Source organism: Gottschalkiaceae bacterium SANA, from assembly GCA_036323355.1.
Taxonomy (GTDB): domain Bacteria; phylum Bacillota; class Clostridia; order Tissierellales; family GPF-1; genus GPF-1.
Map to the genome: position 1 here is coordinate 398643 of AP028876.1, position 13439 is coordinate 412081.

The following is a 13439-nucleotide window of genomic DNA, read 5'->3' on the forward strand; positions in this document are numbered from 1 at the left end:
AAGCAAACGTTAGTTAAATATTTTTTTTTTCGATTCTATGAATTAGGAGTAAAGTATGAGAATTCGACTTGCGACAGAGTATGATTTAAAAGACTTAACTGAGATCTATAATCAAGCGATTGTAAGAGGAACCTGTAATGCCTTTACGGAAACCTTTGAGGTGGAAGATCGAAGGGATTGGTTTGAATCGCATCAGAATAAACAGTACCCTCTGTATGTATATGAAAAGGATGAACGAGCCGTTGGTTTCGTGTATTTTACTGCATATCGGCCAGGACGCCTGGCAATGCAAGGGACTGCGGAAATTAGTTATTACATTCATCAGGACTTTCAAGGGATGGGCATAGGCTCTCAGCTGATGGAATTTGGATTAGAAAGGGCAGAGGGACTGGGCTTTGATACCTTAATTGCAATTCTTTTGAGTGTGAATGAAGGCAGCTTTGCTTTGCTTAAGAAGTTTGACTTTGCTGAATGGGGACGCCTCTTGGGAGCGGTGCAACTGCCTCTTGGGCGGTGCGATCATTTGTATTACGGACGGAAGATTGGAAAAGATGAAAGTGAATAGGAAACAGTGCAGACGCATTCGATTATTCGATGCGTCTTTTTTTTGGAATGATGATATTGGATTAGCTTTTTGTATGTAATTTTTGGTTGCGGTATTTGTTGGGTGACATGCCCACGACATTCTTAAAGGCACGGCTGAAATAGTGTTGGCTGTTGTAACCGACTTTTTCTGAGATCTCTTTCATGGAACAGACTTTGTCTGGATGGAGGAGGAGTTGAATGGCCATGGTCGTTCTGGTTTTGTTCAGATAATTGGTAAAGCTCATCCCGGTTTTTTGTTTAATGATACGGGTGATATAGGATTCGCTTACAAAATACTTTTCCGCGATGGTATGGAGGGACAGATGATTGTTAGAGTAATTCTCTTTGATGTATTGGATGGCCAAGTTTCCAATATCCTCGGGAGGATTTTGCTCGCCGATCGATTCTTTTAATAGGCTTTTTTCCCACGTTCGATTAGAGTAGGCTTCCATGGCTTTTTCAATTACAGTTTGAAAACTACGGTAGTCAATGGGTTTTAATAGATAAGTAAATACGCCAAGATCCAGGGCTTTTTGTGCATATGAAAATTGGTTATAACCTGAAATGATAATGATTTTCGCGTCTTTGTCAATGCTCCTTACATGCTCGATGACCTCGAGTCCGTTGGTGAGGGGCATGTTGATGTCCATGAGAATAATCTCTGGGCGAAATTTTTCAATCGCTAAGATAGCTTCCTGTCCATCTTCTGCCAAGGCCACCACATGAAGATCGAGGTCGTAGGATTCGATTAGTTTTTTAAGACCGGAACGAATGATTTCTTCATCATCGGCAATTACAACTCGATACATGGCAATTCCTCACTTTGGATCGGGATTTTTAAGAGTACAATGGTGCCTTGGTTCTCTAGACTGGTGACTCTGATTTGGTAGTCATCACCAAAGGCATATTTTAATCGCTCATTGATATTGTAGAGACCATAATGATCCGATTCCACGGAGTTGGCCAGATTGGTTTGAAGATGTGCCAATTGTTGGGGATTCATGCCGATTCCATCATCACGAACTTCGATCAAAAGAAATCCGGAATCGGAGGATACGATGATTTCGATATGGCCATTTTCTTTTCTTGGCTTCAAGCCATGATAGATGGCATTCTCCACAAGGGGTTGAATAATGAGTTTGGGTACCATTTTTTGTGTAATGACAGGGTCTACGGTGATGGTGTGATTCACTTTGTCCTTATAGCGTACCTGTTGGATATCTAGATAATTTTGTACATGTTCAATCTCTTTGGCAAGGGGAATATATTCATTGCCGGCGCTTAGAGAAATACGAAAGAAGCGAGAGAGAGAATTGACGAGGTCTGCAACCTCAAAGGCATCATATTCCAAGGCTTTCCACTGCAAGGTATCCAAGGTGTTGTAAAGAAAATGTGGATTGATTTGCGATTGCAAAGCACGGAATTCAGCATTTCTTTTTTGTTTTTGCTCGTGGACAACTTGGTTGATTAGGTTTTCAATTTTACTTAGCATCTGATTGAAGACCTGACCCAAAACAGAAACTTCGTCAGTGTTATGGAAATCATAGTATGACTGCAGATTACCGTGAGAGACTTCAATCATATTTGTTTTTAGTGATTGAATTGGTTTGACGATGGAGTTAGAGACGATGACCGCCAAAAAGATCGAAATGATAAACAAGAGAATGCCGACGTAAAGAATATAACGGATGATGCTGTCTGTTTGTGCAGTTATCATTCTGTTTTCAATCATGGTGCAAAGAATCCAATCCTCGGTGTAGGGAATTGAAGAATAAAATACCGTCGAGTCTTGATTCGACATGTTAATTAGATCCACAGTGCCGGAAGATTGTGTTAGGTTGGAGTGGACAATAGAAGCAAGTCCATTGGAGGAAAGGTAGTTTTCTCGCAAAGAAGTCGCATCAATAGAATAAATATCTTGGTTTGTATTCATAATCCAAGTGAAGCCATTGTATAGATCAATGGTATCAACGATTTCTGAGAATTTTTTTATGTTAACGGAACCATTAATGAATCCAACCCTTTCATTTTGCTCGTTGATGATGGGATAACAAAGAATAAAAATCGGATTGTTGTCGGACTTGGAAACAATGGGATTACTGATGATATATTCATTCTTTGTTGTCATCGTTTCTAAAAAGTAATCTCGTGTTGAGATATCAATGGTGATTTGGTCATTGACCCAGCCTTGGCCATCGATGCCCCCGATAGCAAAGGTTTCATTTGGATTCCCGTATTGGCCGCGCAAGACTTCATTTAACTGTGAAAGATATGGCTTTATTTCCTCAAAATTCATGGTTTTTGTTGATGGATTTTCATGGATAATTCGAATTTCACTAATTCTTTGGTTCAACCAAGACCCGATCTCGTTGGCTTTTGAGTCGATTAGTTGGGCTGTATTGTGTTCTAGTTCCTCCATTCGCAAGGTCTTGATCTTGGTTTCCATTAAAAAGGAAAGAACGGATAGACTTAAGGCAATGATGAGTACAAAGGAACAAATGATTTTTGATCGTAGAGACATGGGCTCACCTTTACATGATTTGACATTTATAAATACTTCTCTCATTATACCGGAACGATAGGGCTTTTCAAGTGGATGCTTGAGAGTTCAAAAAGTGGAAATCTGGTGTAAATACAAAGAGTAGGGAAGCTGATAAACTTGTATTTGAAAGTGTTACATTTTTAACAAATACAAGGGGGAATAAAAATGAAGAAGATTTTGATCTATTTATTAATGATTGCCATGATTATTACGGCAACAGGTTGTTCGCAAGGTGCGGCAGTTGATGAGCCGGAAGTTATGAAGACAGCGATTGAGAATGGTACCTATGCCGGGGTAGGCGAAGGTAAAGGCGGCGATCTTTCAATCGAAGTAACCATCGAAGACGATGTGATTACAGCCATCAATGTCCTGGAGCAAAATGAAACAGAAGGACTCGATCAGGCAATTGATACATTGACAGAAGAAATTCTCCGTACCAATTCGCTAGAGGTAGATATGGTTGCGGGAGCAAGTGTAACATCAAATGCTTTCGTTCAAGCGGTAACAGTAGCTTTGGGTGCAGCAAATGCGACACCGGACATGCTGAAAAAAATTGATCTTGTTGAAGTAGTCGATGTGAGAGAAACCCTTACAGAAGCATGCGATGTTGTTGTTATTGGGGCAGGTGGTGCAGGACTGACGGCAGCGATTGAAGCCAAAGCGGCTGGTGCGAATGTCATCGTCTTGGAGAAGATGCCAGCAGCAGGTGGTAATACATTGATATCTGGAGCAGAATATGCAGCTTCTAATAACTGGCTTCAAAAAGAAATGGGAATTGAAGACAGCGTTGAGCAACATATTGAAGATACATTAAAGGGTGGAGATCATGTGAATGATCCTGCATTGGTTCGTGTGGTTGCAGAAAATGCGCTTGCAGGTGCCGAGTGGTTGCGCGATTTTGTAGGCGTTGTTTGGGAAGACGAGTTGATGCAGTTTGGTGGTCATTCTGCCAAACGAAGCTTGGTTCCTGAAGGAGCAAGCGGAAGAGCCATTATTACTAAGCAATTGGCGAAAGCGGAAGAGATGGGAATTTCGGTTCTATTAAACACAAAAGCAACGGCTTTGGTTACTGATGAAAACGGAAAAGTTGTTGGAGTTGAAGCGGAAGGAAAAGAGAATGACTACATCTTTGAAACCAACAAAGCAGTGATCATTGCATCAGGCGGTTTTGGATCCAATGTAGAAATGCGTGTGAAGTACAATCCAGATATTGATGGATCGATTCTTTCTACAAATTCACCGGGAAGCACAGGCGATGGCATTGTCATGGCAGAAGCCGTTGGTGCAGATTTGACGGGTATGGAATATATTCAGACTTATCCAATTTGTGATCCTTTATCAGGTACGCTTTTGTATGTGGATGACGCTCGTCTTTACGGACACACTGTCATCGTCAACAAAGAGGGTAAGCGTTTTGTAGAAGAATTGGGACGTCGCGATGTGATGTCCATGGGAATCAAAGCACAAACCGGTAGCGTTTGTTATGAATTGATGGATCAAAATGGATTTGAAAAGAGCTACTTGCAAGAGAACCATGCGGCAGAGATTGACTACTTGTATAACAATGACTTGTTTGTAAAAGCAGATACATTAGAAGAAGCAGCAGCCTTCTTCGATATCGATGCAGCAGAGTTGCAAACCACTGTCGACAATTATAATCAATATGTTGCAGCTGGCGAAGACTTGGAATTCCACAAGCGAAGCTTGCCATCTACAATTGAAAAAGCACCATACTACATTTTAAAAGCGGTACCGGCTGTTCACCATACCATGGGCGGAATCATGATTAATGAGAGCGCACAAGTCGTTAGTGAGGAAGGTACGGTAATTGAAGGCTTGTTTGCAGCTGGCGAAGTAACAGGCGGCATTCACGGCAAAAACCGTTTGGGAAGCAACGCGATAGCAGATATTACGGTATTTGGTCGAATTGCAGGACAAAACGCAGCAAAATAGTATAAATGAGGTAAATCAATAACACTGTTGGCACATTGTTATAACAGGTACTGAGTGAGATGGTTTGAAAAGGGGATCGGGGAAAGGGATGATCCAAATAGAATAGTGACGGAAGATTGTTTCCGGGAATAAAAAATAGAGAATGTCGCCATTATGGCGACATTCTCTATTTAAGTAAGGATGTATTGCTATAAAAGGATATGGAAAAGTTTCTTTAGTTATTAGGGAAGAAAGCAATTCCAGTAAGGCAAATTAAGGAGTTTAGAACCAGCCACGAATCTTCATGGCATCGGCAACACGTTTGATGGAAATCATGTAAGCTGCAGTTCGCATTTCTACATGCTGGTGATCCATCATTTCCCAGATTGCGTTGAAAGCATCTACCATCAAGCGTTCTTGCTTCTCTTGTACTTCGTTGAATCCCCAATAGTAGTTTTGTAGGTTCTGTACCCATTCGAAGTACGAAACCGTTACACCACCGGAATTGGCTAAAATATCTGGAACGATCAGGATGCCTTTAGCGTTCAATATTTTTCCTGCTTCTGGAGTGGTTGGACCATTTGCACCTTCACAGACGATTTTTGCTTTAATTTTATCTGCATTATCGCTTGTGATCGCATTTTCTAATGCGCATGGTGCGAAGATTTCAACGTCTAAGCCAAAGATTTCGTCACGGCCTAGTTCTTCGTCTGCTCCTGGGAAGCCTTTGATGTCGTCTCTGTTTTTCTTATATTCCATCAAAGCGAGAATATTTAATCCATCTTTTCGGTATAGGCAGCATGACGCATCAGATACGGCAACGACTTTTACACCGGCTTGCATTGCGTAAAATGCTGCGAAGCTGCCAACATTGCCAAAGCCTTGAATTGCAACTGTTGTTTGTTTCAGGTCAATGCCTTTTTTCTTTGCGGATTCGCGAATCATTAAGAATACACCGTAGCCTGTCGCTTCTGTACGAGCTAGAGAACCACCGAATTCAACGGGTTTGCCAGTGATGACACCCGGAATGAGTTCGCCATGCATTTTAGAAAACTCGTCTACCATCCAAGACATAATTTGTCCATTTGTATTCACATCGGGTGCTGGAATGTCTTTGCGATCCCCAATAAATTCGCCAAGGGCACGTACGTAACCGCGTGACAATCGTTCTAGTTCTCCTTGCGACAATTGTTTTGGATCAACAATGATTCCGCCTTTGCCGCCTCCGTATGGAAGACCGACAACACCGCATTTAAATGTCATCCAAGTAGAAAGTGCACGAACTTCATCCAAAGAAACGTTTGGATGGAATCGGATGCCGCCTTTTGTTGGTCCAACTGCATCATTATGTTGTGCTCGAAAGGCTTCAAATATACGAAGACTACCGTTGTCCATTTTTACGGGTACAGGGAATGATAGAACACGCATCGGTTGTTTTAAGAGTTCATATACTGCTGGATCTGTTTGCAATTGATTGCACGCCGTTTTTACTTGATGTTGCGCAATCTCAAAAGGGTTTAATGTTTTTTCTGCCATTGAAATGCCTCCTAAAAATTTACGATTATGAAAATATATTTTCATTACCGAAAGAATGATTTCAGAATATCACAGAAATGAAAAAAATGACATCGTTTTCTATGAATAAATCGCAATTACTTTATGAACAAATTGCAACAAAAAACTCGTAGAAGATGATCTACGAGTTTTTTGTTTGATTGAGCCATAGCCAAAAAATACGCTATTAAGCCAACTTTTAGCGTGATGGTGTTTGTATAAAAAAGATATCCTCAATAAAGGCAAGCAATGATATACTAGGAAACATCGTATTTATTCAAGTTGCTTTTGAGAGAGGCATGATATTGGCCACGACGAAGGTTTATTAGTAGTGGATGTTCATTTCTTTTAGCAAGGCGTCTTTGCGATCCAGTGCAGCTAAGGTTTCTTTAGGATTAAGACGACCAATACTGACAACCAATGCGTTCATAATGGACATGGCTGAAACGAATGAATAAGAATTCTTTGGGTTTGCGGCGATCAAGGTAATATCCGATAGGACAGACAAAGGGGAAGAAAAGCTATCAGTGATGGCGATAATTTTTGCTCCACAGTTTGAAAAGTACTCTGTGACATGCGCTGTCTGCTTTGTATACTTTGAAAAACCAATTGATACCAAAACTGAATCATTATCTATAGTCATGATTTTATCGAATAGATCTCCGGTGCCGGGAGCAACGAGTTGTGTATTGGGTCGAATTTCTTTAAGTAAAAAGTAAAAATAATAGGCGACGGAGTAAGAGGAACGCAATCCGATGATATAAATTTTTTTCGCCTTATCAATGGTGTCCACAGCTGAGAGAAATTCATTTGTCAGACTTTCTGTTAAGGTTGCTTTCAGATTTTCGATATTGGCATTCAAAACGCTTGCCAAAACATCGTCTGTATTTTCGTCTAAAAGCGAGAGTCTAATTTCTTTTCGGTCAATCGTTTCTTTCTTAACAATTTGTTGTAGATCTTTTTGAAATGCGGGAAACCCTGTATATCCTAATTCTTTGGAAAAGCGCGTGATACTGGCCGGGCTGACCTCCGCGTAGGTGCTAAATTCGATGATCGACATAAAAACGATTGTAGAATGACTTTCACGTACAAGATCAGCTAGTTTTTTATTCACTTTCGAAAAGGAATCGTATTTTTGATTGAGAATTAGAAAAATATCGTTACTCATATGGTTTCACCATCCTCTGATTATTATAGTGATTATAGTTTATCATATCATGTTCGAGAATAATTCTTAAAGATTCTCATAATAGATTTTGAATAGTGAAAAGAAATGAAAATATATTTTCAATTTATACTTGAAAACATATTTTCATCTATGCTATACTATGAAAAGATAATAACATTACGAAACAATTAAAGTGATTGTCACAGAGATTCCTGCAATTGTTAACTCAATGGAAACAGCATTGATAGCGAGAGGAGGAAAATTTATTTCCAATCAAGGAAAACGCTTCGCAAAAAGGGGATGAGAAAAGGTTTAGCGAGTTGGTACTTTGTGGGCGATCAATCAAAACGGAAAGAAGGCGTTATTGTATTAGGTAATTAAATAATGAGTTGGAGGTTTGAATGAAGAATTCTGGAAACGTAACAAAGAAGATCTTATGGTACATGGTACTCGGGGTAATAGTCGGTGTGTTTTTGAATAGAATTTCAGATAATGTCATCGTACAAAAGTATTTATTAGGATTTATTTTCAAACTTGGTAGTAAAGGATTTGTCGCACTAATTAAGATGGTTGTTGTACCTTTGGTATTTTTCTCATTAATTGTGGGAACGTCCGAAATGGGCGATATCGCTAAACTTGGAAGAATTGGCACAAAGACGTTGTTTTTTTACTTGGGCACAACGGCTGTTGCCTTGATCATTGCAGTAACATTCGCAACGTTCATCCAGCCAGGTGTTGGTTTTGACCTAAGTGGATATACGGATGCGGTTGCAAGTTTCCAAGCGAAAGAAGCGCCACCGATTGCTGATGTATTTTTGAATATAATTCCAAAAAATCCAGTTGAGTCTTTGGCATCAGGCAACATGTTACAAATCATATTCTTCGCAATGCTATTGGGCGGTTGTATGACAGTACTTGGTGATAAAGCAGCCAAGACACGACAATTTTTCAATGAAATGAACGATATCATGATCCAAATGGTATGGGCGGTTATGAAAGTTGCACCATGGGGTGTATTCTTCTTATCAGCAGATACCTTTACAAAACTTGGATTTGCTGCATTTGTTCCATTGGGAAAATATATGTTAACCGTATTAGGTGCATTGGCCATTCATGCAGTAGTTACCTACGGATCACTTTTGGTCGGTGTAGGCAAATTAAATCCTGTACAATTTATTAAGAACTTCTTGCCAGCGTTATCAGTATCATTCTCTACAGCTAGCAGTAACGCAACACTTCCAATTACATTAGATACAGTAACAAAACGTTGTGGTGTAGATAAAGAAGTGAGTGCATTTACGATTCCTTTAGGTGCAACCGTTAATATGGACGGTTCAGCAATTACACAAGGGGTTGCAACCATTTTCATCGCACAGGCCTACGGCATACCGCTTGGCTTTTCGGCCTTGATGATGGTTGTTGTAACTGCAACATTGTCTTCTGTTGGTACAGCCGGAGTTCCGAGTGCATCAATGATTATGTTGGCGATGGTACTTGGCCAAGTTGGTCTGCCAGTTGAAGCAATTGGTATTATTATTGGTGTTGATAGATTGTTGAGCATGACAAGAACCATGTTGAATGTTTCGGGCGATGCGATCTGTACGATGTTGATTGCAAAAAGCGAAGGTCAGTTCGATGAAAGTGTCTTTAATCAAGAAAATTTAATTGAAGAAAAAGCGGCATAAGAATAAAGGGTTAATAAGAATGGCATTTGGCTTTGCATAGAAATGGCAAAGCCAAATGCTATCTCAATTATGAGTGAAATTATGAGGTGATTATGATGATAAGCAGACGAGCAAAAAATATGGAACCTTCAATGACAGCGGTAGTGAAGTCTAAAGTTGCCGATTATAAAAGCCGAGGAGTTGACATCATTTCTATGAATGTTGGCGAATCGGACTTTAATACACCAGAAAACATCAAAGACGCTGGAATTGCAGCCATCCAAGCAAACCATACAAGGTATACGCCAACTGCAGGCCTTAACCAATTAAAAGAAGGGATTGCAAAGAAGCTGTTGAAGGAGAACAAAGCGGTTTACGACAAAGGTGAGATTTGTGTAACTACCGGTGCAAAGTTAGCGGTGTATAATACGATTTTTGCCATGTGTGATGAGCAGGATGAAGTGATTATTCCAACTCCGTGCTATGTTAGTTATGTTGATATGGTGAAATTGGCAGATGCAAAACCGGTTTTGGTTGAAACGGATATCACGAATGGATTTCAATTGGATGTTGCTAAATTGGAAGCAGCGGTTACGGATCGAACTAAAGTGATTTTGATCAACAACCCGAATAATCCGACAGGTGCGGTATATAGTCGAGAATCATTAGAGGCATTGGCAGAGTTGGCAGTGAGAAAAAATTTATACATTGTATCGGATGATGTGTACGAACGTTTCGTCTATGATGGAGCAGAGTATGTATGTATTGCTTCACTAAATGAAGAGATTAAGAAAAGAACCGTTGTGATTAATGGCTTTTCCAAAGGATTTAATATGACGGGTTGGAGAATTGGATACGCTGCAGGACCGAAAAAAATCATTAAAACGATTACAAGCTTGCAGGGGCATATGACGTCTAATACCAACACGATTTCTCAATGGGCTGCTTGCGAAGCCTTAGTTGGTGAGCGAGAGACGATTGAAAATATGGTGAATGAATTCCAAAATAGACGAGATACGGTTTACGAAAAATTGGTTCAATTGGAAGGCGTAACCTGCCAGAAACCAGAAGGTGCTTTTTATTTGTTCCCTGATGTTTCCTCTTATTATGGAAAAAAATATGAGAGTTATCATATCAATAACTCGAATGACATGGTCGAATTTTTAATTGACTTTGCTCATGTTTCTTTAATTCCGGGATCGGCATTCCGATCGCCAAGCAATATTCGAATTGCATATTCCAATTCTCAAGAGATGTTGAATGAAGGCATGGACAGAATTGAAAAAGCGTTAAAGCTATTGAAATAGATAAAAATAAGGAGAAGGTATGAGTTTACGGATTCTAGTAATTGTGATTTTGGCCTATACCTTTACTTTCCTCAACGGTGTAAAAGATGGTGGGAATGTGATTGCCACCATCATTACATCTCGTTCATTAAAACCCTATAAAGCACTATTCCTTGCAGTGATGATTGAGTTTTTTGCTCCTCTTTTTATGGGGACAGCAGTTGCCAAAACGATTGGCAAGGGAATTGTAGCAGAGCAATTTATGATGAGTCAAGGCGATCAAGTCGCTTTATTGTTTTTATCCTGTGCATTGGTGGGTGCGATTTTATGGAACGGAATCACGTGGTATTTTGCAATTCCATCCAGTTCATCGCATGCTCTTGTCGGGGGCTTGATTGGCAGCGGTATCATTTTCTTTGGGTTCAATGCGATTAATTGGAGCACAGTTATGTTTAAGGTGGTTCTGATGATTGCATTGACACCTATTTTGGGATTTATGTTTGGTTGGATTGTGATGGTTGCACTCAAAAAAATCGGATTGAATTTTAATCCGAAATTTAATGAGATTTTAAAGAAAAGCCAACTGGGCAGCATGTTTTTTCTAGCGGTGAGCCATAGTACCAATGATGCGCAGAAGTCGATGGGCATTATTACCTTGCTATTGGTTATCGTAGGCGAGCAGAGTAACTTTGATGTACCTTTGCAAGTGAAAATTGGCAGTTCGTTTTTCTTGGCATTTGGCATGTTATGCGGCGGGTGGAAGATTGTCCGTACCGTTGGGAAGAAGATCTATAAACTTCAACCCATTCATTCGCTGGCAAGTCAAATCAGTTCCGCATCTGTTATCTTTCTTTCAGGATTGATTGGTTCACCTGTGAGTACCAGCCAAATTGTGAGTTCTTCCATTGTTGGGATTGGGTCAAGCGAGAGAATGAGCGCTGTAAAATGGGATGTGGCAAAGAAGATTGTGGTATCGTGGTTTATTACGATTCCCTTTGCAGCAGCGATCTCGGCGGGAACGGGTTTTATTGTATGGATGGTAATGGGAGGTCAAGTGTGAGAAAGATTGTAAAGATGATATCAAAAGAGAAATGTGATTTTTATCAGTTATTGATTAAGCAAACAGAATTGACATGTTCTGCTGTTGAAATATTACATACGTATTGTTCTAATGATGATTCTCATCTGATTGATCAGATTGTGAAACTTGAACATGAAGGGGACTTTGTGCGGAAGGAATTGATTGATGGGATAAATGCTACCTTTATTACGCCAATTAGCCGTGAAGATTTGTACAGCCTTTCAGGTTCTATCGATGATATTTTGGACTATACGCGGTCAACGGCGGAAAGAATTTATGATTTTGACATTGCCGAGAATGCTTCAATATTAACATTTGTTGAAGAGTTACAAACCTTAACACAAGCCTTGCGAGAAAGTGTAATCTCATTGGGCATAAGCCATGATGCAGTGACAGAATCGGCAATTGCGGTTAAGAAAGTAGAAAATCGAATCGAGCGGCGTTATCGTCGAGCGGTGAAACGGCTCTTTGAGCTGGATGACATAAAAGAAATTATAAAATTGAGAGAGATTTATCGACATATCAGCAACGCTGCTGATAAGGGAGACGAAGCAGCTGATTTGCTTTGTCATATAGTGATTAAAGCGGTATAAAGGAGAGGACGATAGATATGAATAGTCGATCATTACGAAAATTAATTGAAGAAAAAAAAGTTGTACGAATTTTGGAAGCGCACAGTGGCCTTACGGGGTTGATTGTTGAAAATACGAAAGTTGAAGAAAACGGTCAGGAAAAATCTTTTGATGGCATGTGGGTTAGTAGCCTTTGTGATTCAACATGTAAAGGGAAACCGGATATGGAGTTGGTGGATTTTACATCGCGGGAACAAACGATTCAAGAGATTCTTGACGTAACAACAAAACCGATGATCCTAGATGGAGACACAGGCGGACGTTTGGAACATTTGGTGTATCATGTGAAAACGTTGGAACGAATTGGCGTTTCTGCACTGATCATTGAAGATAAAGTGGGTCTGAAACAAAATTCGCTCTTTGGTACCGCCGTACCGCAAACGCAAGATACCATTGAGGGATTCTCAAAGAAAATTAAAGCGGCAAAAGCTGCGCAAGCAGGCGATGACTTCATGGTAATTGCCCGCATTGAAAGTTTGATTTTAAAACAAGGCTTAGAAGATGCATTGGCTCGAGCAAAAGCTTATATCCAAGCTGGAGCTGATGGTATCATGATCCATAGTAAAGAAAAAAGCAGCAAAGAGATCGAAGATTTCTGCGCACGCTATAAGCAATTTGAGAAGCGTGTTCCAATCATTGTAGTTCCAACGAGCTATTCGCATATCACTGAAGAGGAATTGGCAGAAATGGGTGTTAGTGTAGTGATCTACGCGAATCATTTGCTACGAAGTGCATTCCCTGCAATGGTGAATACCGCAGAAATAATTTTGAGAAATGAACGTGCATTGGAAGCTAGTGAAAATTGCATGTCGATTAAAGATATTATTACATTGATTGACTAGTGATATTCGTAACTTTTTGAACGAGAAGAGAGTCACATGAAACAGGCAAGAAAAAGTAAGCGAAACAAGTGACAGTATGAATACTGAGAAGCAGCCCATGAGATTTTTCATGAGGCTGTTTTTTGATGGAAGGCGGGGCTCCTTGCTATCGAA

11 protein-coding genes are annotated in these 13439 nt (G+C 40.0%); 7 read left to right on the forward strand and 4 right to left on the reverse strand.

Annotated features, from left to right (window positions below):
- Positions 1 to 55 precede the first annotated feature (55 nt).
- Complete coding sequence (locus AC25CA_RS02000) at positions 56 to 565, forward strand: GNAT family N-acetyltransferase (RefSeq protein ID WP_486815366.1); 510 nt, start codon at positions 56 to 58, stop codon at positions 563 to 565.
- A gap of 61 nt (positions 566 to 626) precedes the next feature.
- Here AC25CA_RS02000 and AC25CA_RS02005 read toward each other — a convergent pair whose 3' ends face one another.
- Both AC25CA_RS02005 and AC25CA_RS02010 read right to left on the reverse strand, forming a co-directional pair.
- Entirely contained in the window at positions 627 to 1394 is a 768-nt protein-coding gene (locus AC25CA_RS02005; RefSeq protein ID WP_486815367.1) for a response regulator transcription factor, read from the reverse strand.
- A complete protein-coding gene (locus AC25CA_RS02010; protein ID WP_486815368.1) occupies positions 1379 to 3106 on the reverse strand; it encodes a sensor histidine kinase in 1728 nt (575 codons plus the stop codon). The genes AC25CA_RS02005 and AC25CA_RS02010 overlap by 16 nt, the downstream gene beginning before the upstream one ends.
- 186 nt (positions 3107 to 3292) lie before the next feature.
- Between AC25CA_RS02010 and AC25CA_RS02015 the strand changes: the two genes are divergently transcribed.
- A complete protein-coding gene (locus AC25CA_RS02015) occupies positions 3293 to 5080 on the forward strand; it encodes a flavocytochrome c (RefSeq protein ID WP_486815369.1) in 1788 nt (595 codons plus the stop codon).
- A 261-nt stretch (positions 5081 to 5341) separates the two neighbouring features.
- Here the strand turns inward: AC25CA_RS02015 and AC25CA_RS02020 are convergent, their stop codons facing one another.
- Both AC25CA_RS02020 and AC25CA_RS02025 read right to left on the reverse strand, forming a co-directional pair.
- Positions 5342 to 6595: a Glu/Leu/Phe/Val family dehydrogenase gene (locus tag AC25CA_RS02020; protein WP_486815370.1), complete on the reverse strand. Its 1254-nt coding sequence runs from the start codon at positions 6593 to 6595 to the stop codon at positions 5342 to 5344.
- A 343-nt stretch (positions 6596 to 6938) separates the two neighbouring features.
- Complete coding sequence (locus AC25CA_RS02025) at positions 6939 to 7781, reverse strand: MurR/RpiR family transcriptional regulator (protein ID WP_486815371.1); 843 nt, start codon at positions 7779 to 7781, stop codon at positions 6939 to 6941.
- 401 nt (positions 7782 to 8182) lie between these two features.
- Between AC25CA_RS02025 and AC25CA_RS02030 the strand changes: the two genes are divergently transcribed.
- The 5 genes from AC25CA_RS02030 to aepX all read left to right on the forward strand — a co-directional run bounded on the left by AC25CA_RS02030 (position 8183) and on the right by aepX (position 13286).
- A complete protein-coding gene (locus AC25CA_RS02030; RefSeq protein WP_486815372.1) occupies positions 8183 to 9466 on the forward strand; it encodes a dicarboxylate/amino acid:cation symporter in 1284 nt (427 codons plus the stop codon).
- 92 nt (positions 9467 to 9558) lie between these two features.
- On the forward strand, positions 9559 to 10752 hold the full coding sequence (locus AC25CA_RS02035) for a pyridoxal phosphate-dependent aminotransferase (protein ID WP_486815373.1): 1194 nt from the start codon (positions 9559 to 9561) through the stop codon (positions 10750 to 10752).
- Positions 10753 to 10771: 19 nt separating this feature from the next.
- On the forward strand, positions 10772 to 11791 hold the full coding sequence (locus AC25CA_RS02040; protein WP_486815374.1) for an inorganic phosphate transporter: 1020 nt from the start codon (positions 10772 to 10774) through the stop codon (positions 11789 to 11791).
- Positions 11788 to 12405, forward strand: coding sequence for a DUF47 domain-containing protein (locus AC25CA_RS02045; RefSeq protein ID WP_486815375.1), 618 nt, complete (start codon positions 11788 to 11790; stop codon positions 12403 to 12405). Before AC25CA_RS02040 ends, AC25CA_RS02045 begins: the two co-directional genes overlap by 4 nt.
- A 17-nt stretch (positions 12406 to 12422) precedes the next feature.
- On the forward strand, positions 12423 to 13286 hold the full coding sequence (gene aepX, locus AC25CA_RS02050) for a phosphoenolpyruvate mutase (protein WP_486815376.1): 864 nt from the start codon (positions 12423 to 12425) through the stop codon (positions 13284 to 13286).
- Positions 13287 to 13439 lie beyond the last annotated feature (153 nt).

Coding starts and splice junctions, on each gene's coding strand:
- AC25CA_RS02030 (WP_486815372.1), top strand. CDS start 8,183: ATGAAGAATTCTGGAAACGTAACAAAGAAGATCTTATGGTACATGGTA.
- AC25CA_RS02015 (WP_486815369.1), top strand. CDS start 3,293: ATGAAGAAGATTTTGATCTATTTATTAATGATTGCCATGATTATTACG.
- AC25CA_RS02010 (WP_486815368.1), bottom strand. CDS start 3,106: ATGTCTCTACGATCAAAAATCATTTGTTCCTTTGTACTCATCATTGCC.
- aepX (WP_486815376.1), top strand. CDS start 12,423: ATGAATAGTCGATCATTACGAAAATTAATTGAAGAAAAAAAAGTTGTA.
- AC25CA_RS02040 (WP_486815374.1), top strand. CDS start 10,772: ATGAGTTTACGGATTCTAGTAATTGTGATTTTGGCCTATACCTTTACT.
- AC25CA_RS02025 (WP_486815371.1), bottom strand. CDS start 7,781: ATGAGTAACGATATTTTTCTAATTCTCAATCAAAAATACGATTCCTTT.
- AC25CA_RS02035 (WP_486815373.1), top strand. CDS start 9,559: ATGATGATAAGCAGACGAGCAAAAAATATGGAACCTTCAATGACAGCG.
- AC25CA_RS02005 (WP_486815367.1), bottom strand. CDS start 1,394: ATGTATCGAGTTGTAATTGCCGATGATGAAGAAATCATTCGTTCCGGT.
- AC25CA_RS02000 (WP_486815366.1), top strand. CDS start 56: ATGAGAATTCGACTTGCGACAGAGTATGATTTAAAAGACTTAACTGAG.
- AC25CA_RS02020 (WP_486815370.1), bottom strand. CDS start 6,595: ATGGCAGAAAAAACATTAAACCCTTTTGAGATTGCGCAACATCAAGTA.